Raw genomic sequence first — 23,785 nt, 5'->3', positions numbered from 1 at the left:
CCCCCGCGAAACCCGTTCATGAACACCCCGAAGGAGCTGGTAGGGTTCTACCCGTCGCCGCCCCGCAAGGCGCCCGACACGCCCCCGTAGCTCAGGGGATAGAGCAACGGCCTCCGGAGCCGTGTGCGCAGGTTCGAATCCTGCCGGGGGCACTTCGCAGGAAGTGCCCAAAGACCCCGCCACCAGCACGTTCGCTGATTGCGGGGTCTTCGCGTATGTGCAGGCGGATGCCGCCGAAAGCAGCTGTTTGCCAGTGATCACGTTGTAATAGCGTGTTGATCTTGAGGGGCTTCACGGCAGGTCAGTGGGCATTCGACGACCGCCTGAGCGTAGTCCTGCAGACCTACATCGCCGACGCGTTGATCTCATCCGGAGACTCCCGTGATCAACCATGCTGCATAGCCACTGCGGCGAACAGAACAGCGGCCGCGCCAAGAACAAGCAGGTGCAGAGATCCTGCGATCCACAGTCGCAGCCCCATCAGCCCGCCGCCCACCACCACCGCTACGCAGCCGTTGATCCATGCCCCACGGCGCGCAGCATGAGCAGTGCGGATGCCGGGGGATCCGAAGTCATCACCCGAGAACATCACATGCATTCCGAGCCAGACGATGAGCATCGCCGACACCGGAAGAAGGGCGACCGCGAGCCCAAGATCCAACCACACCGAACGCCGCTGCATGCCCGTCAGCGTGCCGCCAGCGCAGCAGATGCACCTGAGTACAGGTACTCATCCTGGCCCCCGACTGACACACCCTCTCGACCAGCCGGTGATCACACCCGATCGTCCGCACGTCAGCGAACATACGACAGCCCCGGACCAGACGGCCCAGGGCTCCCGTTCGTCGGTCATGTGGTTGTGTCAGTCCGTGAGGTCGTCCCCCTCCCCCAGCCCCTGCATGATCCGGTCGTTCATCTCCTGCTCCTGGCCGTCGATGCACTTGGCGTAGATCTTCAGAAGAACGTCCACCGAGTGGCCAGCGCGAGCGGCGACCTCCGGGGCCGGAACACCGGAGTTGAGCCACTCGGACACGCCGGCATGACGGAGGTCGTACGGGCGGAAGGCCAGGACCGAAGAGACCTGGTCGGGGACGAGCGCCAGTTCCCGAGCCTGCTTCCACGCGCGCGAGTAGGACGAGGCGGCGATCACGTTGCCCCGCTCGCTGGAAAACAGCCGGCCGTCCTTCGCCGTGCCGAACTCCTTCAGGTGCTCCCGGAGCAGCCGCACCAGGGGAGGCGGTATCGGCACGATGCGTACCTCGCCATGGGCCCGCTGTTTCAGGCCGCGCCGGTCGTGAGCCTCGCCGGAGTCCGTCCAGGCTTTCCCCGCCGTGGGACGGGTCTCCGCCAACTCGATGCGGCCCCACCCCGATGCCGGAAGCGTGCAGTCGGAACGCCGAAGCCCCAGGGCCTCCCCCGGTCGCATGGCCGCGTAATACAGGCACCCGAAGAACGCCCGCAGCCGCCGACCACTCGCCCGGTCGTAGCCGCCCACGTAAGTGAGCGCAGTCAGCAACTCCCGACCCTGCCGAGGGTTGACCACCACCCGACGGTCAACCTCCTGCACCGCCCGCTTCCCGCGCTTGCGCCGGACCCGGGTCAGCGGATTCGATGGAAGGTGCTCCAACTCCACCGCGTATTCCAGGGCGTTGAAGACGACAGCGCGCCGCCGGCGGTACGTCTGAGTCGCAGCGGGTTTCCCGTCCAGCTTCCGGCCGAGCGCATCGATCAGCTCATGTACCCGGGTGATCTCTTGGAGTTCTCCCACCGGAAGCGACGCTTTCTCGATCCACCGCACGGCGGCAGTGATCTCCTCAGGCCGCTCCCGCTCCCTTCGCGGAACCGGCAGAACGTACGAGCGCAACGCCGTCCGAAGCACCTCCGGAGCAGGCCGCCCTCGTGCCGGTTTGACCACGACGGGAACGACCGTCGCCAGTGCATCGGTCATGCTGTCCCGTTGCTTGGCCGACGCCTCCGACCAACGCGCGTCCAGGTACTTCACCGCCAAGTCGAGGAACGACAAGGCAGCCTTGCCCCCGCGTAGCGAGTCGGGCAGACCGGTGACCGTGTCGAAGGGCTCGCCCTTGTCGAGCGCCCGCACCAGCTTGGCCCGGAAGCGGTCGGCAAGCGCCATAGTCTTGTGCGACTCGCTGAACGGCTGCCCATCGACCACCCAGCGCACGAGGTACGTCGGTTTCTTGGTCGTCTTGTTGACCGAGATCTTCCAGACAGAGACCTTGTACGACTTCATGACGCGGCCCCCTCCGCCCGCTCCTCCAACCAGTCGTTGAGCACGTCCCGCCGAACCCGGAGCTCCCCGTTCGGGAGCCGTATGCAGGGCGGAGCGAGGCGCAGTTCCCGCCAGCGGTAGAAGGTGCGCCGGGAGATGCCGCCCAGTTCGTCGAGCACCTGGCGGACGGTGAGCAATTCGGCCGACTTCGCACGGCTGTCACGCGCCATGCAGACCACCGCCCTCCCGCACGGAAGCGGCCAGGAGCGCCGCCGCCGGCGAGTAGCCGCGACCCGCATAACGCCACTGACCGACCGTGACCGTCGGACCGTCGACCAGGCCGAGGGAAGCCCGTTGCTGCTCCGCACGGTGATCGGCACGCGCCTGACGGAGCGCGGTCAGGGTCGTCGAGTAGCGGCGTGACTTGGTGGAGAAGTGCCCGCCGTACCCGAGCATGTGAGCCCACCGACGCAGCCCGAGCGGCTCGAACTCCGGCGACCGCCGAGCCACCAGCACGTACCGATCATGCGCAGCACATGTGCACGCACCGGCAGCATGACCATGTCCCGCGCGCGGTAGATCCGGCCGTCCACCGCGCCGGCGGACTCGGCTCCCTTCGTGGCGTACTTGGCGATATAGCCCGCCACGGCCGCCGCGGAGGCAGGCCGCTCCCCCGCGTTCCGCCCGTACGAGGTGACCGGCCGTACGTCGACCTGCGTACCGAAGCGGAGCTCCCGCGGTCCGACGACGGCCGCCCCCGGAGCGGCCAGCCGCACCCGACCGGCCACCTCCCGAACAGCGTCGATCAACAGCGGCACGGTCGCCCACCCCGGCGGGGGCGAGTCGGGCCCCTCCGGTCCGTCGAGGCGGATCACGCCATGGAAGTGGACCAGGCCGCGCCGTTGGTACTCGGCGACCTTGGCGTAGGAGAGCCGGGCAACTTCCCCGAACTCCCTCCGCGACAGCCCGGCACGCCGAGCAACCTCCCGCCGCAGCTCCAGCCCGAACCGATGCCAGAGCCGACCGGCGAACGCATGCCAGATGACAGCGCCCGCGTAGTCGTAGCAGCGCGGACAGAGCGGCTCGCCGAGACGGAGATCGTCCGTCGAGTGACGCTCCAGGCATCCGGTCGGCCGACCATGGGGACAGGGCTCCCCCGCCCGGCGGGGACGACAGGCCCGTACGCGCCCGTCGCGTTACCGCCGCGTGTGAACAGGGCCGAAGCTGGGAGCGGTGAGCGTGACGAACACGCGCGGGTAGCCGCTCACCGCCTCCGTGACGTTCTTGCCGCCGACGAGTCCGGCCCGAACGAGGTGGTACGTGTCCGCCCGGTACAGGGCCGAGCAGGCCGGGCAGACCGTCGCGCGCCGGTTGCCGCACGCGACGAGCAGTCGACCGCCGTAGACGTCCGACCCATACGAAAGCAGGGCCACGCCAGTGGTCGTGTCGTACACGGTCGCCGCGCCGACGAGGTGAATCGGGTTGGTGCAGCCGCCGAGGCGGACGATGTTCCGCCTCCAGGCCGCGAAGTCCGCCTCAGTTGCCCTGGCGACCAGGGCAGCAGCGTTCGTCGTGAGGGTCATGGTCATCGGCGACCACCCCCACCGCCGAACGCATGCGCCATCGCGGCCGAGATGCCCTCGGGCCGAGTCTTGGCGCTGAAGCGGAACGTCGGATCCGTGAGCCAGAGTGCCGCCGCGTGCGCGGGGCACAGGCGTTGCTCGGTGTCGTCGAGCCCGACGAGGACGACTTGTTCCCGTCCGGCGCAGGTCGAGACCTCCGAGTCGCGCTGCCTGAGTTCGCAGTCGGGCAGCTGGGATTTGCGCGAATGATGCGCGCTGGTCAAAGTGTGAGTGCTCCTTTCACTGCTCACGTGGCGGATGGAGTGGGTTCCTGACGGGGTCGGGTTTGGCGACTTCGCGCCCCGTCGGGAGCCCGTCATACGGGCGATCACTGCCGCTCCCCAGGCGGGATCGCGAGCACGACGTACGCGACAGGTCCGAACTCGCGGCGAGCGTCGAAGTAGCCGCGGCCGAGGTCTTCCGTCGGCGCACCGAGCGGAGTAGCGATGGACGCCACTCCCTCTCGCCGGCCGTCGGAGTCGGACGCGTCGACCAGGGCGGCGACCGATGCACGACGCGGTACGACGACCGCGGGGTTGGCTGTCAGGAAGTCGATCAGCTCCCGCAGACCGGCCAGGAACGCGGCACGGTCACCGGAGCGGATGACGTAGTCGGACACGGGATGTACCTCTCTCGGGTCAATGGGTCGTCTCAGAAGCGGAGTTGGCCGAGGAAGCCGTTCACGCCGTCGAGGAAGGCCTGAGCGAACGGCGCGGCCACGGTCTTGGAGAGCAGGAAGCCGAAGGCTCCACAGAGCAGCGCGTCGATCCACCGCAGATACCGGATGCGCAGGAGGAACCAGATCAGCAGGCCGAGCAGCAGAACGGCGGACATGGACACGAGCACGGCAGGCCCCTTTCACGGCGCTTCGACGTGCAGTTCGGACAGGACGGGAGTCAGGTGCGCGTACTCGGCGGCGACGGTTTCCGCCTCTGCCTCCGTGATCAGGTGCGACCGGGCCCGCTCCCAGCCGTCACCGGAGGCGAGGACGGCCGTACCGGCCTGCTCCGGGGTGATGGCCTGAGCCGCCTTGAGCGCATCGGGGTTGAGATCACCGAGCGCCATTTCGGCCGTCCCGGGGTCGGCCACGCGATGGCAGACCCGGCCGCCAAGCTGGGCCCGCAGGGCGGTGACACCTGGCCCCAGGTCCGAGCCGACCCGTTGGCCGGCGACGACGAGGAACACCCCGAGAGCCGCGCCGAGTTGGGCCAGCCGGATGAGCGCCGTACCGGCTGCCTGAGCTTCGTCCTTCTCGTTCCGGCTCGCGATGAGGAAGAGTTCCGCGAGTTCATCGACGATCACGACGACGGGGACCGGACGTTCCTTGTCCGGCAGACCCCAGATGTTGCGGACCCGAGCCGCCCGGCAGACGGTCATGCGGTCGAGGGTCAGGTCCACGAGCGCGGCCAGCAGTCGAACTGCCTGCCCACGGTTGTCGCGAGAGCGGACAACCGCGGTTCGTAGAGGGACAGTTCCAAGCCGCCCTTGCAGTCGATCCCGACGAGGGCGACGGGTTGCGGAGCCAGCCCCGCGACGAGGGCGTTGATCAGCGTCGACTTGCCGGACCGGGTGGCCCCCACGATCAGCCAGTGCGGCACGCGCCGCAGGTCGAGCACCCACGCGGCCCCGGTCTCCAGCGCGCCCACGGTCACCCGGAGCAGATGGCCAGGGCCCCGCTGCTTCGGCACCCGAGGCGCGGCCAACGGATCAGCCGCCGAAGCGACAATCCGTACGACTCCCGGCTTCCAGGAGGTCACCCGCACCGCGTGAACCTGCCAGTCCTCCGCCATGGCAGGCGCAGCCTTGACGAAGTCCTCGGGCACCTGGCCGGGTAACAGCCGTACCAGCAGCACGAACCCGCCGGAGGTCGGGCGTATGAGCCCGCGACGCGGTACCCGCGGCTGAGGCGGAGGTGCCCCGTTGCCGACGAGCCCGGACACGACGGTCAGTGCCGGTCGCCGACTCACGGCGAGCCCGCATCCGGCACCGGAAGGCGGCGACCGGAAAGCCGAGTAACAGCCACCAGGCAACGGGGTAGGGGCGGCGCAGGGCCGGGCCCGCGAGAAGCAGGCCCGACACCAGCACTGCGGCCACCACCAGAACCCAACTCGGCCCGGACGAACCGGCCGAAGCGGTGGAGGAGGCCAGGTTCATCACTGCGCGGCCCCCTTGCCCGCCGACGCGGGAGCGTTCAGGGGCCGGATCTCCGCCGCGCGGAACGCGATCCCGTGCCGCCCCTCGTTCTCCCACGGGGTGGCGACCAAGTCCCGCACGGCCACCGGCATGCCGAGCTGCACACCACTCGGCTCCCCGGCCACGCTCACGTTCACGACGTCCGCCGACGCCCCCGCCATCAGGCAGAGCCCGATCTGATACATGGTCTTGCCGGTCTCGCGGTCAACGCGGAGCTGACCGGTCTCTCGGTTGGCGACCCGCGGAGCCGGGGGAACGGCGCAGATGATCCCCGTGTACTTCGCGGTGTCGATCGGAAGGCTTGCCACTTCTTGGATCTCCTCTTCTCTGGCACCCGAAGGCCGATCCTCCGGGCTGCTAGACCACCCGTAGTACGGGTGACACAGGCAAGAGTGCAACCCGTACTACGGGTTGTCAACCGACCTAGCGATGAGAGAAGCTGTGCACGCCTGTAGACAAGCCGTCTACGCCGACGCACAGCCGCAGAAGCCACGGTCACGGAGGGCCCGCATGCCGCCGAAGAACACGCAGCCGAAGTATCGGCAGATCGCCGACTACCTGCGCGATGGCATCTTGGACGGCACCTTCCCGGGCGGCCAACCGCTCCCGTCCGAGGAGGCGTTGGCGAAGCAGTTCGGCGTGACGCGTCCCACAGTCCGTCAGGGTCTGTCCGAGCTACGGGCATCCGGTCTCGTCGAGGCCATCATGGGTCGCGGCACCTTCGCCCGCTCCCCTCACAGCCGCCCCAGCCACACACGCCCGCGCGGCGTACGCCGAGCCCCAGACGGCCGCTACATCGAGGCCGACGGCATCCGTTGGACCGACGCCGAGCCACCCGTAGCCACCCGCACCGACGCCCCGTTGGCCCTGGCGGACCTACTCCGCATCCCTCCGGGCGAGCCGATGTTCACGTACGACGCCCTACAAACGGCAGACCACGGCCGCCTCCGCCAACTCCACAGGACGTACGTACCGTTCTCCGTGCTGATCGACACCAAGTACGAGGAGGAGGCACCGCCGCCAGCACCGGAGCTCTACAGCGCACTCACCGACCTGGGCCACGAACTCCACTTCACGGAGTACGTCCGCACCCGCATGCCCCTACCGGACCAAGCCCAGGCCCTCCGACTCGCGGACGGGGTCCCCCTCCTGCACGTCATCCGCGTAACGCTCACGGAGTCGGACAAGCCGTTGGCTCTGGAGGAGTTCCACCTGCCGGGCGACGAGTTGGAACTGTCGTTCAGGCTGTAGCAGAACCCGAGTTGGCTCAGACTTTCCTCACGTGATCAAGGCGGCTCGCTCCGCTCCCCGCGCGCGGCCCGGCCCCCGGCCGGGCCTGCGCTCCTGTCTCCGCCCCGCTCCAGCCCGGCCGACGCCCGGGCCGCGCTCAAAGCATGCAGCCGCCTGATGCCAGAGAAGGGGTACGTCGTGGCTGGGGCGGTCGGCTCCCCGGCTTTACGGAGCCACTTTGGCGCGAGCCTCGAAGATCATGGCCCCAACGTCGTGCTTACCGGGCAGGTCCACAGACTGCCCGACGCGCCGGAAGCTTACGGGCCATGATCACTCGCGCCAAAGCAGCGCCACCCCAAAGCCGCTCCGCCGACCTCATCGCTCCTCCTATCGGGCAACGAGACTCTGCCCCCAGGCATGGGCTCTCAACTTGTACCATCGCGCCCACACACCGGGCAGTAAGGACGGGGCGGCAATGCGAATCGTTCGACTCAAGATCGAAAATATCGGCGGACTGCAAGACTGTGAGATCACTCTTCCCGATCACGAAGTCCTCGCACTAGCTGGGGCCAACGGGACTGGCAAGAGCAAAATGCTTGCTTGTCTTCTGTCACCTTGGACGCGCAACATCCCGACTCCAGGAGACCCAAGCCAAAAAAGATCGGTGTCAGTCACTATTCAATTTGAAGATGTCGAGATTAAGGCCCTTGAAGAACTTAGTCGACAATCGGAATGGGGTGATATCGAAATCCCAGCCGAAGTAATTTACGAAACCTCAGTTCAGCCCATGACGGGAAATTTGCATTATGTTACCAATCCACGCTCAACTGCGGCCATGAACTGCTTTGGGCATCCCAATTTCCTAAAGACGCACCCAACGTTCAATCTGATTTACCTCCCCGCCGACAGGAGGCTGGTCTCCAACAGAAATGCAGCAGTTGACTTGGCGCAGCTGGCGGAGGATGTGGCCCTACAGAAAACAACAGAAGCCCGATCCACGGCATTTAGCGGTCGTCTCGATGATGGTGAATTCGAAACTTACGCCAAGGCCCTGTGCGTTTCTGGATCCCTGCCCAGTGAAAACCCTGGAAGCGAGAACAGGGAAGTCTCCAAGTGGCAGGCATTCAAGGCTGCCGTCGATCTCCTCTTGTATCCGAAAACTCTCAAGCCTCTAACCCGGGAGAACCCCGATCAACTACGCATCGAGCTCCCAGGAAGTGGCTTCCATTCCGTCGAGGATCTATCGAGTGGCGAGCGGCAAGCTCTTGTAATTATCAGCCGAGTGTTTCGAGCGGGAGAGGGACACAGCATTATCGCAATCGATGAGCCTGATGCTTACCTTCATCCCGCTTTGAGTACAAAATTGCTTACCGCCCTCCAGATCGGCCTTAGGGAAGGAGGCAGACTCCTCATTGCCACCCATAGCCCGTCAATCCTGGATAGCTTGCCGCCACAGGCAATCTACAGGCTCTCTCACGAAAATCCTCCGACTATCGTCGAGTCGGAGGGAGAAAGGATTGACCTATATCGAGAAGCAGGATTCAAGGCAAGCTCACTGACACAGGCAAGCCTCCTAGTTGCCACAGAAGGCGAGTTTGACGAGGGAATCCTTCCCCAGCTTGTACCGATCCTAGGTGGTTCGAGCATTCGCGGCAGAGGAGGGAGAGCACAGGTTCTCAAAGCCCTTGAGTCTCTAGTCGAATACGATGTACCCATCGTTGGTGTAGTTGATGCCGACGTAATGGCCCCGCCGCCGGACCCTTCGATCTTTTCGCGATGCTTTATGTGGCCAGCCGCAGACATCGAGGGTGTACTACTAAGTGACGAAAATTTCCTGCAAGCAGCGATTAGCGCGGCGCTTGTAAAACCTGAATACCGCTCTATCGCAGCCCTAAATCATCTACTTAAAAACCTCCTGTTCGAGTCGAAGAATCAGGCGATTGCTGAAATTGCTCAGCGGATCCTAAGGTCGGAGAATTCATTCAATTGGCCCTCACCTCGCGGTAACGACGCCATTGCTAGACTCCGTCAAGCTGCCGATCTGGCGCCGCGCCTTGCACCAGCAGACATTGAAGCAGCGATCACTCGAGCGGAACGGGAGTGGAATGATGCGCTTCCTACTCCTTGGAAAATTGTTCGTGGAAAGTGGATTCTGGGGCCATTCGTAAGTGCTGCGACTGATTTCAAGCGTGGGGCTGCATTCTTGGAGGCGGTAGCGGCTACGAATCCGAAAATTCCGACTCTCGAAGAATTTGGAAAATTTGCAAAAGAAGTATTGGATGGAAATCGGTAGGTATCGATTGCGCAAGCGGGACCAAAGCCGCTGTTGGTGCCCTCGTCTCCTGGCTACCCGCGCACGCGTGGCCGGCCGGGGATTACCCGGCCCCGCGTCCGACGAGGACGTTACCAAGGTCGAGCGAATCGTGGGCCACCAGATGCCCGAACTACTGAAGCGGACATACCTCGAAGTCACCAACGGCGGCTTCGGCCCGTCGAAGGTGCTGTCCCTCAACCGACACAGGCGAGTGGTTCGGCGACCGCGCAGACATCGCCATGGCCTACGGCGACTTCGCCGCCGACCCCGATCACCCACTCCCGCCGGGAATCGGAAAGTTCTGGAACCAGCTTAGAGTCTACTGGGAACCCGCCTAAGCGAAGTCCAACCCGGGCATGGAACGGATGTCGCTTTCGTCAGTAAACCCAAGCGGAAAATACCCGCGCCTAATAAGTAGTGCACCTACGGACTGCGCTGCAGCATACACCCTGGGAGCAACTTCCAAATAATCTCCTTTGAAGGCAATCTTGCAATATCCAAGTCGCATTAACGAGAAGGAGAAATGGGTACTTGAAAGGTGCCTTCGCACCACCCGTAGCATTTCGGGAAAAATGCCGTCGATATCACTACAGCCATCGCCGGACGTGATCGTCATGCTACAAGTTTTCCCGTCATCGAAGACGGCAATTTTTGCGCTCACGTGCGAAGCTTCACCAGAGACAGGCTCGTCGCTGGAAAAGCTAAATTCCCGGGTATTCCAGAGACCATCCCACATTTCAGCCTGACAATCGGGCAGCATCCTGTACCAAGCCAGACATTCGTAGATCGGCTCCACGGCAAGAACCGCCATGTATCCCGACTCTACGGAATCTTCGCCCGCAAGCAAGGATCGCGTCACCATGCCAAGGGCAAATCCGTACTCCGAAAAAGCGACACCTCCGCTGAACCCGCCTCGCGCTGTTGCAGACAGAACGAAGTGAACGTAAGGAGTATCGTAAAGATCTACTTGGGCTGATTTCAGCACGGGCACCAACCAGTGCGGGTGTCGTCGTCATGGGAATCGGTGGGTAACCCAAAATTACAGCCTCTGTAAGGACGAAGTCACTCCCTCCGAGCCAATCATCCAGGTGACTCCCCAGCGGGATCACCGGCGTACGCGGGTCAATTTCATGGACTTTGAATACCGCCACATCGACTCGTTCGTCACTGTGCATATAGGGTCCGGATTCAATACGCATCACGCCATTGCGCACCAAATGCACAGCCATTCTCTCATCGTTTATATGCAGAAAGGTAGTAGCGTTCACTGCCTCTGCTCCGGCGAGCGGAACATAAACTGATTCCGTCGAGCCAACTTCGACTATCTTTTTACCTTCCACAACATGTCGAGCGGTAACGAAAACCCCCTCGCCGACATGGAAAGCTGTCCCTATGCCTAGGTCGCCAGTCGGGGACTCGACCTCAACATAAACTAGCGCTGCAGCGTATTTTTTGAAGACCTCTCTCGCTTCACCTGTGTTCACGCATCACCTACCGGGTCTGTACACTTATTCGGCCCTTTTGAAGTACACCACGCATGAAGGCACGGCCTCTCTCATAGAGGCCGTGCCGAACTCATATTAGTCAGTCGTTTGACACTATCGAGCGGCTGAGAACTGTCGGATCTACGGACTGGGATTTCAGCTACCTACAAGACACTCACCATGCAGCTGTGCCGCTCGACGCCAATCGCAAGCCGTACACCGCTCTAGCCAGACATACGGCGATGCATCCTTGGCCCTATTCTCCGGCATCTCAGCGAAATTTCTCCGTTCTCGAACTCGTCCACACGGCTTGTCAACGGAGTGATACACCGTCAGATCAGGGCCCGGTGTCATCCGAACAAGGCATGGGAGGTTCACGTCATTGTTTCCCAACTCGGCGATCCTACGGTTCACTTCTCGAACCTTAAGGTCGAGCGCCACTCGAAGGCGCTGCACTTCCTTGTAATGATCATCCAGCAACTTAAGCTTCTGTAGACGCAACTGATTGATCTTTCCTTGAGTATCCACAAGAAATCTCTCCTGAGCAACCGTTCAGCGCTGTAACACTTCTTATCGCCCCAATATCCGGCACAGCCAGTGCTCGGACCTTTTCCGTGGAAGATCCTTCATATCCTCATGCAGCACCTGCCGCTTGTGGTAAGGCGGCGCGGGCGAGGAAGTGGGCCGGGAGCTGTCCTTCGGTGCGGCCGGCGGGGCTTGCTCTGGCCGACGGCATGGCAGCGTGGCTGAGGCCCGTGGGAGTGCATCGAGGCACACGCGTGCGTCGTCGGTCGGCGCACCCGCCATCGTGGCTAACTGTCGTCGGCTGAGGCTCATACACTCCGGGTCCCAGCTCCCGCCCATGTACGTTGAGGGCGAAGCGACCGTGCCATTCGCGTGCCAGATCGTGCGGGGAACCACGGGGAACAGCGGGGAGTGGCCATGGTGCCACCAGGGCCCCGACACCGCTCCGTCGCAGGTCAGCACAGCAACAGCCGTCAGAAAACCCGAGCTTCCCAAGCTGATGGCCCACGCCGGCCTGCCAGTGCCACATGAGAGCCTCTGGGCGTGAGCTACGACTTGGCAGTGTGGGAGGGCGAGCGCCCGACGGACGACAGAGCGGCCGTGCGGACCTTCAGGGACCTCTACGACCGCTACCTCGACACGAAGGTGGAGTACCCGCCAAGCGAGCGGATTGCCGCCTACGTCGCCGCGCTCCTGGAGCGGTGGTGTGACCTGACCGAGGATGTGAACGAGACCTCGCCCTGGTCGACGGGGCCGTTGATCAAAGAGGCTAGCGGCCCGCTCATCTACATCCCGATGCAATGGAGCAGGGCCGAGGAAGCCTCCGCCTTCGCGGCGGCCCTCGCGGACTCCATGGGGCTGGTCTGCTTCGATCCTCAACACAACCAGCTCAGGCCGTGAAGCTGGGGCACGCTGCCGTCTCAGTTTCCGTCTCATTCAGCCCCGTTCACCGGCGTTCAGGCGGGGCCGAAGCCGAAAGCCGCTCCCACGACCGGCCGCGAATGAACGCAGATGAACGGGGCTGTTCGACAGCCGCAGGGCCACCAACACAGTTGGAAAGAGTGCACCCCATCCGGGGTAGCGTTCTGGTGGCTGACTCACGGGACTGGAGTCGGTCAGCCGTAGTACCCCTCCAGGTCGGCGATGACGTTGACGGCTCCCTGAGCATTGTTGATGCGGATACAGCCGTCGGCGCCGACCGGGAGCACGGCCAGGACAGGGCGGGTCTCTCCGGCGGCCAGGTTGTCGTTGTAGACGTTCGGCAGGCTCCCGTCGCCGTAGGCCGTCAGATGGGTGACGGTGGTCGGCGCGACGCCGGTGAGGTTGACCAGCACCGCTGCGGCGCCGGCCGGGACGCCGTCGACGCCGGTGACCTTCACGGTGAGGGTGCCGTCCGCGCCCAGCGGTGCCGCCGGGGCACCCGTGCCGTTGCGTGTGTCGAGGAAGCGGGTGGGGCTGGTCGGCACGAACGGGCCCCCGCCCGTGGTGTACAGGCTCTGGAGATCCGCGATCAGGTTGACGTGCCCGCCGCTGTTGTAGATCTCGATCTTGCCCCGGCAGACAGGCGTGACCACCAGGTTGGAGACGGTCTGCCCGGCGCGGTAGTTCAGGTTCGACGTGCTCGGGCGACTTCCGCAGAAGACGGTGACCACGCCGCTGCTGGTGCCTCCCGTCGCGGTGACGTCGAGGACGGCGGCCACCGTGGATGATCCCGCGGGGGGCAGGGTGACGGTCGTGGTGCTGCCCGGTGCCACCTTGCCGATGGTGCCGGGGCCGTAGCGTGTGTCCAGGATCCGCCGGGGTGCGGTGAGGGGTGACAGGCCGCTCAGGTGTACGCCGGTCCTGGGCACGCTCGTGAAGTACCCCGCCACGTCGGCGATGAGGTCGACGTGGCCGTGAGCGTTGTAGAGGTCGACGTAGCCGCCGCTGCCCACCCGGACCGTGACGAGGTTCGGGTTGACCCGTCCGGCGGTGAAGTTCAGGTTGGAGGCGGTCGGGCGACTGGTGCCGTCCGGGTACACCGTGACGTAGCTGCTCGCGGTGGCGTCGGCGTCGGTGACGTTCATGGTCACCGCTGTCACCCCGGACGCCGGGATGCCCCCCACGCCGAGAACCTTCAGGCGCACCACAGCGCCGGGACCGACCGGCCGCTGGGGCGCGCCCGTACCGTGACGGGTGTCCAGGATGCGCTTCGGGCTCGTGACCACGTAGGAGGGTCCGACCGTCACCTCGGTGGTCGCCGTGGCGGTGCGCCCGTCGGAGTCGGTGATGTGCTGAGTGACGGTGTACGTGCCGGCGGCGGCGTAGGTGTGAGCGGTGTAGCCGCTGGAGCCGGTGACCGTGACAGCCGCCGAGCCGTCGCCGAAAGTGATCCGGTCGCTGGTCATCTGGTAGTAACCGGTGGCTGTGAACGCGCAGCTCGCGGTGCGGGGTTCGGACGGGTCCTGGCCGCAGGAGAGGCCCGCGTCGGGCCCGGGCGGCTGGGTGACCGCGAACGTGATGAACCCGCCGGTGCCGATCCGGCTGCCGTCGGCTCTGTCCACGTCCACCGCGGCCTGGAGGTAGCCGCTCCCGGAGTCCTGCGTGTAAGTGTGTGTCGCGGAACCGGTGGACGACGTGGTCGTGGTTCCGTCGCCGAAGTCGAACGCGTAACTCGCGCCGTCCAGCGAGTCCGACCACGGGTTGCTCACCTTAGTGGTGAAGGTGGTCGGCGCCCCGACGTATGCGGTGTAGCTCGGTGACATGGCGATTCCGCTCACTTTGAACGGGTCCTGGAACTCTATGGCGCCCCGGTCGTACGAGCTGTCACCCGTGCCGTTGTCCGCGACCAGAGGGTCGTTGACCCTGGGTTTGCCGTAGTAGTCCGCGGAGAGTTCTCCGGGGGCGTTGGCGTCGCCCGAGTCGATGAGCGGGGAGTGCTCCGTCAGCCACTCCGTCACGGAGATGGTCAGGTCCGTCTGGTCCAGGTCGTGGGCGCCCTGCCCGGTGCCGTTCCGAAGGGCCTGGCTGGTGGCGTAGGCGGTGCCGGCCCAGTCGTAGTCGGTGCCGGTCGACAGCGGGTTGACCGCGTTGTAGTCCTCGGTGACCTGCGCGGCGGAGGCGGCGTCCACCGTGATCTCGGCCGGTGTGCCGGTGTCGGAGCAGGTGGTGGTCGTGTAGGGCGTCACGACGGTGTTCTCGACCGACCCGGAGCTGCCGCCGGTCAGGCTGATCGCGTTCCCGCATACTGTCGAGATGGTGTTGCCGGCGAGGTGGATGCCGATGGTGCCCACGGCCGTGACGCCGCCATGTACGGTCCCGGCGAAGCGGTCGTCGGAGAGCATGACGTCGTGTGCTCCGGCCGAGCTGGCGAAGACCGGCCCGCCCGACTGGGTGACCAGGTCCCGGGTGAGCGCGATACCGGAGGAGGAACCGTCGACCGTGATCGCCGGGATGGTCGCCGCCGTGTGGAGGCCGGTTCCGATGGTGGCGAGGCGGTAGGTGATGTGCTGTGAGTCCGCGAAGGCCAGGGCGGTGGTTCCGCTCGCTGAGGCGTGGATACCGGCCATGTCGACATACTGGGCGCCAGAGAAGGTGATCCCCGTCGTCTGCCCGCCTGCCACAGTCACGGCTGTTCCGTTGCCGGCTGCGGCGAAGAATCTGACGGGCGCGTCTGCCGTGCCCTTGCTCGATATGGTCACCGGTGCGTAAACGGTGTTGTTGCCCGCGATGTGAACGATGTCGCCCGCAGTCGCGGCCTGCGCGGCTGGCTGGATCTGGCAGAAGGGCTCTGCCTGCGAGCCGGGGCCGGTGTCGCTGCAGTTGGCGGCGAGGTTGTCGACGTACAGGGCCGTGCCGGTGTCCGCATGAGCTGTGCTGGTGCCGAGGCCGCTGAGCAGGACCGCCAAAACGGCGGATGTCACGAGTGGTTGTCCGTGGCGCACCGGGTGCGCTCCCCCCTGGCCGGTGAGGGCGCAGGATCGCCGACGCGCACGGCCTGTCACATCCAGTCAGCTGTCCGCTGGAGCTGAAGCGAGGCTAGATCAGCTCCGGGAAGGCGAACAGTTGCGCGAGCATCTTTTACTCGATCTTGGCCGCTCCGGGGCGTGGTTCCTGGATGGCGGTCATCACAGAGTTGGAGAAGGGCCCTCTCCCGACAGTCCACTCACGATAGGGCTGATTCCCCCCTGGGCTGAGCATCAGGAGGACGTCCACGGAGTGGCCGGCGCGAACGGCGGCCTCGGGGCGGGGAAGCCGTAGTTGGGCCACTGAGCTCTTTCAGCGGTGCCGCTCCAGATGCGCCCGCTCCCTCAGCAGGCGTCGGCCTCAACACCGCGCGGCTGCTCCCGAAGGAGCCTGGAGCCACGCCCGGACAGGGGTGGATCAGCGGAGCTGCGCGTGGTTCTCAGCGCAGCAGACGCTGGACTCCGCTTCCCAGGCTGAAGGCCGGTTCGACCAGGGCCGCCGCGGCGTCAGTCGGGGCCGTCGCGCAGCAGGCGGCGGGCCACTTCGGTTCGGGCGGCGGCGAGTTCCGAGGCGATCCGCTCGGTCCGGTGCGCCTGTGGCATCACCGCCGCCGTCACGGGTTCCCCGGCGAGCAGGCAGGCGCGGCGCAGATGGGTCGGCGGGTGGGTGGCGTCGACCTGGTGTCCGCGTCGGGCTCCGGCGCGCCGCTGTCGTTCGTACTCCTGCTCCGGAACCGACGCCGCGTACGCGGTCAGCAGCTCCCACAGCTCGTCGGCCCGGGCTGTGGCCTTTCGGGTGGACCTCGATCCGCCGAGGGCGGCACGGTTGGCCTCGCTGCGCAGCAGGAGCTTGAGCGGACCGGTGATGAGCAGCCGATCCATGAGGCCTACCGCCGCGTGCGTGGAAGCGGTGCGGGCGGCAAGCCGGTCGGCGAGGTACTCGGCCCGTGTCCCGGCCCGCGACGTCAACCGGACGAGCAGCGCCAGCATCCCGCGGACCAGCAGGCGTGGCATCACGTAGAAGGCGTTGACGGCCATCTCGATCGCAGAAGGGTGCGGAAGCGGTCGGAGGGCGTGGTGCCAGAGGGACAGGGTCCGTACCGCCGTGCCCACCACCAGGCCGTTGCGCGTGTCGCCGTTGGCGTAGTGGGCCAGCTCGTGGCCGAGCAATGCGATCCGCTCTGCGGGCGTGAGGACCTCCCAGAGCGGCATGCCCAGCACCAACAGCCGCCGACCGCGCACCCCGTACGTCATGACACTGGCGTTGATGTTCCCGTCCACGGCGATCGCGTGCACGCTTCGGGTGCCGACCGCCCGTGCCACCTCGTCCACCAAGGCGAAGAGTTCGGGCGCCTCTTTGCGGAACAGCACGGGCCGGTCACCGGGCAGGCGACGAACCCTCGGAGCGAGCGCCCAGGCCAGCGCCAGGAGCACCAGACCCACCAATACGCCTGCGCCACCCCAGCCCGCCATCACGCACCAGACGCCGCCGACGGCGAGCGCGAGGGTGACGCCATGCACGGTCAGGGCTAACGCGGTGGCCGTCACCGCCGAGGCGTCGCGCCGCGGACGCGGTTCCCGCCCGCTCAGCATCTCGGCAAGCAGTTGCTCGCCGTGCCGTCGGGCGAGGGCGCGCTCGGCTCGCTCCAGCCGTCCCGGGACCGGCTGCGGCTCCTCGGGGTCCACGTTCCAGTCGCAGGCGGCGCACCAGACGGTGAACCGGCTGTCGCCACGGATCTCCGTGCCGCATTCCGGGCACTGCTGTGTCGTCTCTCGGCCGACGGCGGGCATCACGGTTCCCCCTCCTCCGCGGCCCCTCCCCGAGCCGCTACCGCTGGTACGGACCGATCTGATCACACTGCGGAGCCACGGTGAAGCGCGGTCGGCCGTAGCAGCCGAACCGTGATCCCGCCGCAATCGTCCAGGGGACAGAGGAGAGGGACTGAGGAGAGGGACTGAGGAGGCGGCGGGTCTGGCGGCGACGTCGTGTCAGACCCGTGCCCGATCGCGCGGGGAACCAGGAGGAATCGGGCACGACTGCAGCAATCTTGGACTCCCTGAGAGCAGGCGTCGGTTGCCCCCGTTTGAGTCCAGCCCGAGCAACATGAGCTGATCCGTCCGAGCGTCAGCGCTTGGTCGCTCGTGATTGCCGGACGCAGGAGTTCGGCGAAGCGCTCAGCAGCGGTACCGGAAGACGTGGTTCAAGGTGGTGCGGAGGTCGCGGAAGAGTGGGTAGGGGCACGTGCCCCGCTCGTGGCGGACGGTCGTCAGCGCAGGTTTCGGGTCCGGCGGCGGCGCGCGATGGCGAGCGCGCCCGCGCCGGTGACCAGCGCCGTGGCGGCCAGGGCCGTGATCGGCAGGGCGGTGGACCCGGTCGCTGCCAGGGTGCCGCCGTTCGTTGTGGTGCCGTCGTCGCCGGTGGACGCCGGCCCGCCGGCCGATCCGCCCGCACTGCCCGTCGGCCCTCCGTCCGTGACGTCCAGCGTGATGTCGGCCTTGTCGTTGGTCTTGTCGGGGTCGAACGGCCGCGGTTCGGTGCTCAGTGTCACCGAGCCCTTGGCGTGCGGAACCCGCTTGTCGATCTTGAGCTGGAATGTGTAGGGCTGTCGGCCGCCCTCGTTGAGAGCCGGCTGGATCATGCCGCAGCGGTACGCCTTGCCCTCGGGCCGGCAGAACATGCCGCGCTTGACGACGGACGTTCCGGCGGGCGGAGTGATCACGACGGTGACGGACCGCTCCCCCTGCTTGGTCATGACCCAGGCGGGCCCCGCGTTGGTGAACTCCACCTTCATCGGCACTGTTTCACCGACGCTCCCCTTCAACGCGGCGCCCGTCACCCGGAAGTCGGCCGTGTTGACGGAGGTGACGGGCACAGCGACGTAGGGCGCTGCCGCCCCCTCGCCACCTGACTGCTTTTCGACCAGTTTCAGCGCCGGTGCGGTTCCCGCCACCGGCGGACTGCCGTTCTCGTCCGCCAACGGATCGCCTTCCCCGACACGCAGGTTAAGTTCGTCCTTGAGCGCACGGTCCAGGATCTTGACACGGAGAGGCGTCTCGGTCGTGTAGACGACGCCTGGCTTCACCGGCTGATCGAAGGCGCACATCGCGGTCCACATCTCCTGCAACTCGTCGTACGGGGGAATGTGTTGCGTCAGGCAGTTGGAGGGAACCTCCGCATAGTCGAGTCCCCGGGTGACGGCGTAGGTGACCCACACCTTGTCGGCGGTCGTGGTGCCCTTGTTCGCCACGGTGACCGGCACATCGAAGGTGCTCCCTGGTTTCATCCCGTCGATCGGCTTGATGCCCCCGACGACCAAGGAAGGTCCGGTTTCATCGGCGAAGGCGGCGGGAGCCGCGGCCAGCGCGACCAAGCCGGCGGCACCCAGGGCGGCCAGAGAAGCACGGGAGGCGCGACGGTTGTGCGGGGGCATCGGCATGGAGAGAACCTCTGTTGGAACGCGGGCGAACGGACAGTGTTTTCCAGAAGAACAGTTCGTCGTCCCTAGACTCCTGACGATCCCGAACAGTTGCCCGTCCGCCGCCGCCTCCGTCCCGTCGATCGCACCCGTGCGCCGGAGGAGGACGAGACCGCGATCTGTTCCTCCGTTCTTCGCCCAGCTCCGGAGTTCCTCGCCCAGCTCCGGGCGGTCGGCGTTGCCCATGATCAGGGGGGCGACGCGGCGTACAGGCTCGGGTGGTTCGCCTCCAGGAAGTCCAGCAGCTCGTCGATGTCCCGGCGCTGAGGCCGCGCCCCGGTACGCCGCGCCGCGCAGGTTTAGCGCCTCGCAGACCTCGCCGAGTAACGGTGCTCCGAGAACGCGGACGGTTCCGAGCGGCGGCACCCACGTAGTCCAAGAGCACGTGTTCGGGTCGCAGCCGCAGCCACTGCCGGGGCCGGTACCACCATCGGCTCCTGCGCGTTGCCGGTGACGGTCGTACGGTTCCTGCGCCCGCTGTCCAGCGCGGCAGTCTCTCCATCCCCGTCCGCACCCTGTGAACCACCTCCGGGTCACCCCGACCGGGCCTCGGACACCTCACTGAAAGCCTGTGAGAAAGGTAAGCGGTTGATCGCCTTTTTGGGGGTAACCGGGAGAGCAAGAGTGGTAACCCCGTATAGGAGGCCATGATGATCGCTCTTGGCGTCATCCTTCTCATAGTCGGTTTTCTGACCGGCATCTCGATCCTGTGGACCCTCGGGATCATCCTGCTGGTGGTCGGCGCCGCCCTCTGGCTCATGGGGTCCATGGGTCACGCCGTCGCCGGTCGTCGACACTATTGGTGAATGCGCAGCGGACGCCGGGGGACGAGGAGACGCGAGCAACAGGCGTGCTGATCAGGCCTGCTGACCAGGCTTGCTGATCAGACCTGCTGATCAGGCGAACTGGTCAGGCGGAGCGCTTTCGGGCCGCCGTCTTTTTCGCTGCCGTTTTCGTCGCCGTTTTCTTGGCGGTGGTTTTGGCTGCGGTTTTGGCGGTGGTCCTTTTCTCCGCGGACTTCGCCGTCGATTTCGTCGCCGTCTTCTTCGTCCCCTGCGTCGACTTGGCCGTCGACTTCTTCGAGGCAGCGGTGGTTTTCCTGGCTGCCGGCTTCTTCGCCGTCGACGTGGACTTCCGGCCCGACGTCTGCTTGGGCGTCGCCCGCGCCGACTTCCGGGCCGGGAGGTGTGTCACCTCCGCGTCCTCCGCCTCTTCACCGGTCTCGGCCGGCTCCTCGCCCCGGGACTCCTTCGCCGCCCGGACGCTCTTCTCCAGGGCCGCCATCAGGTCGAGGACCTTGCCGCCGGGGGCCGCCTCCGGGGCCTCGGGGGGTGCCTCGCCCGCCGCCTTCGCGGCCACGACCTCCTCGAGCGCCTCCCGGTACTCGTCGTGCAGTTCGGTGAGGTCGATCTCGCCGAGGGTGTCCATCAGGGCGTCCGCCAGGTCGAGTTCCTTGTCGTTGACCGTGACCTTGGTGTCCGGGGCGACTCCTTCGGGTGCCCGCACCTCGTCCGGCCAGAGCAGGCCATGCATGGCGATCGCGTCCTCGACCACCCGCAGCATGCCCAGCCGTTCCTTGCCGCGCAGCGCGAACTTCGCGATCGCCACCTTGTTGCTGCGCTTGAGGGCCTCTCTCAGCAGGGTGTACGGCTTGGCGGCCGGGGCACCGCCCGCCGCCAGGTAGTACGCCGCGTCCATCTGCAGGGGGTCGATGCGGTCCGCCGGGACGAAGGCCACGATCTCGATCGTCTTGGCCGTGGGGAGCGGGAGGTGGGAGAGGTCCTCGTCGGTGATGGGGATGATCGTGCCGTCCGCGTCCTCGTAGCCCTTGCCGATCTCGGCCGAGGAGACCTCCTTCTCCTCCAGCTCACAGACCTTGCGGTAGCGGATGCGGCCGCCGTCCTCGGTGTGGATCTGACGGAACGAGATCGAATGGCTCTCGGTGGCGTTGACCAGCTTGATCGGGATGCTGACCAGGCCGAACGAGATGGCGCCGTTCCATATGGACCTCACCTGCAGCACCCTTTCGGTCGTTTTCCGCCGTTACGCACCAGTTTGCGTGAGATTCTCATCGTATGACGCCCATCACGGAGGTGGAGGGCAGACGGCTCGCCCTCAGCAACCTGGAGAAGGTGCTCTATCCGGAGACCGGGTTCACCAAGGGCGAGGTGCTGCACTACTACGCCACCAGCGCCGAGGTGCTGCTGCCGCATCTGCGGGACCGGCCGGTGTCCTTCCTGCGCTATCCGGACGGGCCCGGCGGGCAGCTCTTCTTCGCGAAGAACGTCCCGCCCGGTACGCCCGACTGGGTCACGACCGCCGAGGTGCCTCGGATGGAGGGGCCGGCGCGGATGGTGCTCGTCCAGGATCTGGCGTCGCTGATGTGGGCGGCGAATCTGGTCACCGAGTTCCACACGCCGCAGTGGGTCGTCCAGGATCCCGGGGTCGCGGACCGGATCGTGTTCGATCTGGATCCGGGTCCGCCCGCCACCGTCGTCGACTGCTGCGAGGTCGCGGTGTGGCTGCGGGAACGCCTCGCGGCGGACGGGATCGAGGCCTGCGCCAAGACGTCCGGGTCCAAGGGGCTGCATCTGCTCGCCGCGGTTCGGCCGACGCCGTCGGAGCAGGTCAGTGACTATGCGAAGCAGCTCGCGGTGGAGGCCGAGCGGGCCATGCCGCGGCGGGTGCTGCACCGGATGACGCGGAGTCTGCGGCCGGGGAAGGTCTTCGTCGACTGGAGCCAGAACGCGGCCCGGAAGACCACCGCCACCCCCTACACGCTGCGGGCCCGCCCCGAGCCCACCGTGTCCGCGCCGGTGACCTGGAGCGAGGTCGAGCAGTGCGGCGCACCGGGCCAACTCACCTTCCAGGCCCCGGACATCGCGCCCCGCATCCAGGACTACGGCGACCTGCTGGCTCCCCTGCTCGACCCGGACTCCGCCGGATCCCTCCCCTGAGATCCCGAAGGCGCCGACGCCCTGCGACGGGCGACGCCGCTTAGAGTCTGATGCCGCTCAGGGGCCGATGCCGTTCAGAAGCAGGTGCTGCGTAGAGGCAGGTGCTGCGCAGAGGCAGGTGCTGCCGCAGAGGCAGGTGCTGCCGCAGAGGCAGGTGCTGCGCAGAGGCAGGTGCCATCTTCACACCCGCGACCACGTCCCCCGGTCCCGGGCCATCGCGTGCAGCGCCTCCACGTCCGCCGGCTTGAGTACGCCGCCCGTGCGGGCCAGGCCCTCCGTCTCCGTGTCCTTCATGACGCGCAGGTCGCGGAGGGGGACGGTGATCGTCACGTCGGTGGGCTCGAAGAGGGCGAGGACCGGGTGGACCTCGGCCGTGAGCGCGTAGGACGCTCGGTCGGCGTCGGCGCGGACCCGGCGCAGGAGCGGGTGGGGGTCGCGGCGGCCCAGGGTGACCATGGGGTCCGCGACCGTCACCCGCTGCTTGCGGGCGTGGACGGTGTGGACGGCGAACAGGCCGCCGGGGCCGATCGCCAGGTGGTGGATGCGGTCGCCGCCGGGCAGCGGGACGGAGTGCAGGGCATGCCAGCCCGCGCCATCGAGGCGGTCCAGGGCCTCGCCGACCGCCTGCTCGGCGGCCAGCGCGCGCCGACGCGGGTCCGGGCGCAGCCGGTGGGCCGGGGCGGGGTCGCGGTCCAGGGCGACCAGCAGCGCCTCGCCGGGGCGGTTGGGCGCCAGGTCGTCGTCCGGGTGGAGGGTGAGACGGGCCAGCTCGGCCGGGGTGGGCACAGGGGGCGGCCCTACGGCCACCGGGCCGGTGAGGAAGGGGCCCAGGGCCTGCAGCACCCCCTCCCGCTCCTCCTCGCTGAGCAGGTTGATCCTGGCCGCCTCGCGGTCGTACCAGGCGACGTTGTGTCCGTCCGTGCGGCACACGTACAGCCGTTCCTGACCGTGCCTCCAGGTCGGTATGACGCGCAGTCCGTTCATGCACCATCACCCCATGACCATGGGAACAGGCGGGGTGCTCCATCGGCAAGAACCCGGTTACCTTTGAGAGCAGTTGGGCCCCACTGGAGGGGGATGGGGAGGCGTTGTTGCGTACCCGCAGGAAGCAACCCGACGTACCGGCTCCGGACGCCCCGTGGAGCGAGATCGTGCCTGGTCTGTGGATGGGTGGGCACGAGTTCCGGGGGCATGCTGGGCAACTGGAGTTCGCCGTCGTACGGGATCAGTTCGATCTCGTGCAGACCTTGCTGAGGCTGCCGGGCCACGGGCCCGACCCGGGTGTGGAGCACCATGTCTGGCCCATACCCGACGGACCGCTGGACGGCACACAACTCGCGGGGGTCATTCGCCTGGCCCTGGCCGCGAGCGAGGCACTGGACGCGGGCCGCAAGGTCCTCGTCCGCTGTTACCACGGGTACAACCGCTCGGGTCTGGTGGTCGCGCACGCCCTGGTGCGCCGGGGCCACTCCGCCGAGCAGGCGATACGGCTGATCAGGTCCCGTCGCTCGCCGTGGGCGCTGCACAACGACCTGTTCGTCGACTATCTGCGGGCGGGGCTGCCGACGGCCCGGCTGCTGGAGGAGCTGGCCGAGTAGGGGGCTCGTGGTGTCTCGAGGAGCATCGCAGGACCACCGAGGAGCGCGGGTAAGCGCTTCTCCGGAGCGGTCCGCGGCGGTCGAGCAACGGAGGTAAGCGCTTCTCCGGAGCGGTCCGGGGCGGTCGAGCAGCGGAGGTAAGCGTTTCTTGGGGGCGGTCGAGTAGCGGAGGTAATCGTTTCTTCGGCCGCCTAGGGTGTATCGGGCAACCC

The 23,785-nt window shown here is 66.6% G+C and carries 19 protein-coding genes, 1 tRNA gene and 2 pseudogenes; 7 read left to right on the top strand and 15 right to left on the bottom strand.

Annotated features, from left to right (window positions below; genetic code table 11):
- Positions 1 to 80: 80 nt before the first annotated feature.
- Positions 81 to 152, top strand: a tRNA-Arg gene (locus GRC12_RS23440).
- Between the two features lie 233 nt (positions 153 to 385).
- Here GRC12_RS23440 and GRC12_RS23435 read toward each other — a convergent pair.
- The 9 genes and pseudogenes from GRC12_RS23435 to GRC12_RS23395 all read right to left on the bottom strand — a co-directional run bounded on the left by GRC12_RS23435 (position 386) and on the right by GRC12_RS23395 (position 6,353).
- Positions 386 to 682 (bottom strand): hypothetical protein, encoded by a 297-nt coding sequence (locus GRC12_RS23435; RefSeq protein WP_208781329.1) that lies wholly within the window; start codon positions 680 to 682, stop codon positions 386 to 388.
- Positions 683 to 862: 180 nt separating this feature from the next.
- Complete coding sequence (locus GRC12_RS23430) at positions 863 to 2,251, bottom strand: tyrosine-type recombinase/integrase (protein ID WP_208781328.1); 1,389 nt, start codon at positions 2,249 to 2,251, stop codon at positions 863 to 865.
- Entirely contained in the window at positions 2,248 to 2,460 is a 213-nt protein-coding gene (locus tag GRC12_RS23425) for a helix-turn-helix transcriptional regulator (RefSeq protein WP_208781327.1), read from the bottom strand. Before GRC12_RS23425 ends, GRC12_RS23430 begins: the two co-directional genes overlap by 4 nt.
- Positions 2,450 to 3,813 (bottom strand): annotated as a pseudogene (locus GRC12_RS23420) (replication initiator). The gene GRC12_RS23425 and the pseudogene GRC12_RS23420 overlap by 11 nt, the downstream one beginning before the upstream one ends.
- A 2-nt stretch (positions 3,814 to 3,815) precedes the next feature.
- Positions 3,816 to 4,076, bottom strand: a complete 261-nt coding sequence (locus GRC12_RS23415) for a hypothetical protein (RefSeq protein WP_208781326.1) — start codon at positions 4,074 to 4,076, stop codon at positions 3,816 to 3,818.
- Positions 4,077 to 4,180: 104 nt separating this feature from the next.
- Entirely contained in the window at positions 4,181 to 4,471 is a 291-nt protein-coding gene (locus GRC12_RS23410; RefSeq protein ID WP_208781325.1) for a hypothetical protein, read from the bottom strand.
- A 32-nt stretch (positions 4,472 to 4,503) separates the two neighbouring features.
- Positions 4,504 to 4,698, bottom strand: a complete 195-nt coding sequence (locus GRC12_RS23405; protein ID WP_133044655.1) for a hypothetical protein — start codon at positions 4,696 to 4,698, stop codon at positions 4,504 to 4,506.
- A 12-nt stretch (positions 4,699 to 4,710) separates the two neighbouring features.
- Positions 4,711 to 6,006 (bottom strand): annotated as a pseudogene (locus tag GRC12_RS23400) (FtsK/SpoIIIE domain-containing protein).
- Complete coding sequence (locus GRC12_RS23395) at positions 6,006 to 6,353, bottom strand: SCO3933 family regulatory protein (protein WP_208781324.1); 348 nt, start codon at positions 6,351 to 6,353, stop codon at positions 6,006 to 6,008. The pseudogene GRC12_RS23400 and the gene GRC12_RS23395 overlap by 1 nt, the downstream one beginning before the upstream one ends.
- A gap of 202 nt (positions 6,354 to 6,555) precedes the next feature.
- On the opposite strand from GRC12_RS23395, the gene GRC12_RS23390 reads away from it, so the two are divergent.
- Positions 6,556 to 7,296, top strand: coding sequence for a GntR family transcriptional regulator (locus GRC12_RS23390; RefSeq protein WP_208781323.1), 741 nt, complete (start codon positions 6,556 to 6,558; stop codon positions 7,294 to 7,296).
- 454 nt (positions 7,297 to 7,750) lie between these two features.
- Entirely contained in the window at positions 7,751 to 9,568 is a 1,818-nt protein-coding gene (locus GRC12_RS23385) for an AAA family ATPase (RefSeq protein ID WP_208781322.1), read from the top strand.
- A 355-nt stretch (positions 9,569 to 9,923) separates the two neighbouring features.
- On the opposite strand, the gene GRC12_RS45715 is transcribed toward GRC12_RS23385, so the two are convergent.
- The gene (locus tag GRC12_RS45715; protein WP_244373648.1) at positions 9,924 to 10,574 is read right to left on the bottom strand and encodes a hypothetical protein; all 651 of its coding nucleotides are present in this window, start codon (positions 10,572 to 10,574) and stop codon (positions 9,924 to 9,926) included.
- Between the two features lie 1,567 nt (positions 10,575 to 12,141).
- On the opposite strand from GRC12_RS45715, the gene GRC12_RS23375 reads away from it, so the two are divergent.
- Positions 12,142 to 12,498, top strand: a complete 357-nt coding sequence (locus tag GRC12_RS23375; RefSeq protein ID WP_208781320.1) for a hypothetical protein — start codon at positions 12,142 to 12,144, stop codon at positions 12,496 to 12,498.
- 215 nt (positions 12,499 to 12,713) lie between these two features.
- Here GRC12_RS23375 and GRC12_RS23370 read toward each other — a convergent pair whose 3' ends face one another.
- The 3 genes from GRC12_RS23370 to GRC12_RS23360 all read right to left on the bottom strand — a co-directional run bounded on the left by GRC12_RS23370 (position 12,714) and on the right by GRC12_RS23360 (position 19,204).
- Positions 12,714 to 15,500 carry a PKD domain-containing protein gene (locus tag GRC12_RS23370; RefSeq protein WP_308286611.1) on the bottom strand — a complete coding sequence of 929 codons (2,787 nt, stop codon included), beginning with the start codon at positions 15,498 to 15,500 and terminating at the stop codon, positions 12,714 to 12,716.
- 549 nt (positions 15,501 to 16,049) lie between these two features.
- A complete protein-coding gene (locus tag GRC12_RS23365; protein ID WP_208781319.1) occupies positions 16,050 to 17,333 on the bottom strand; it encodes a M48 family metallopeptidase in 1,284 nt (427 codons plus the stop codon).
- A gap of 476 nt (positions 17,334 to 17,809) precedes the next feature.
- A complete protein-coding gene (locus GRC12_RS23360) occupies positions 17,810 to 19,204 on the bottom strand; it encodes a hypothetical protein (protein WP_244373647.1) in 1,395 nt (464 codons plus the stop codon).
- Positions 19,205 to 19,668: 464 nt separating this feature from the next.
- Here GRC12_RS23360 and GRC12_RS23355 point away from each other — a divergent pair, with 464 nt between their 5' ends.
- On the top strand, positions 19,669 to 19,824 hold the full coding sequence (locus tag GRC12_RS23355) for a DUF6131 family protein (protein ID WP_244373650.1): 156 nt from the start codon (positions 19,669 to 19,671) through the stop codon (positions 19,822 to 19,824).
- Between the two features lie 103 nt (positions 19,825 to 19,927).
- Here the strand turns inward: GRC12_RS23355 and ku are convergent, their stop codons facing one another.
- Positions 19,928 to 21,031 carry a non-homologous end joining protein Ku gene (gene ku / locus GRC12_RS23350; protein ID WP_208781318.1) on the bottom strand — a complete coding sequence of 368 codons (1,104 nt, stop codon included), beginning with the start codon at positions 21,029 to 21,031 and terminating at the stop codon, positions 19,928 to 19,930.
- Between the two features lie 62 nt (positions 21,032 to 21,093).
- Between ku and ligD the strand changes: the two genes are divergently transcribed.
- Positions 21,094 to 21,975, top strand: coding sequence for a non-homologous end-joining DNA ligase (gene ligD, locus GRC12_RS23345; protein ID WP_208781317.1), 882 nt, complete (start codon positions 21,094 to 21,096; stop codon positions 21,973 to 21,975).
- 180 nt (positions 21,976 to 22,155) lie between these two features.
- On the opposite strand, the gene GRC12_RS23340 is transcribed toward ligD, so the two are convergent.
- Entirely contained in the window at positions 22,156 to 22,959 is an 804-nt protein-coding gene (locus GRC12_RS23340; RefSeq protein ID WP_208781316.1) for a nuclease-related domain-containing protein, read from the bottom strand.
- 107 nt (positions 22,960 to 23,066) lie between these two features.
- Here GRC12_RS23340 and GRC12_RS23335 point away from each other — a divergent pair, with 107 nt between their 5' ends.
- Positions 23,067 to 23,573 (top strand): protein-tyrosine phosphatase family protein, encoded by a 507-nt coding sequence (locus GRC12_RS23335; RefSeq protein ID WP_133044626.1) that lies wholly within the window; start codon positions 23,067 to 23,069, stop codon positions 23,571 to 23,573.
- Positions 23,574 to 23,785 lie beyond the last annotated feature (212 nt).

The organism is Streptomyces griseorubiginosus (assembly GCF_017614965.1).
GTDB lineage: Bacteria > Actinomycetota > Actinomycetes > Streptomycetales > Streptomycetaceae > Streptomyces > Streptomyces griseorubiginosus_B.
This window is presented reverse-complemented; position numbering and strand designations above follow the sequence as displayed.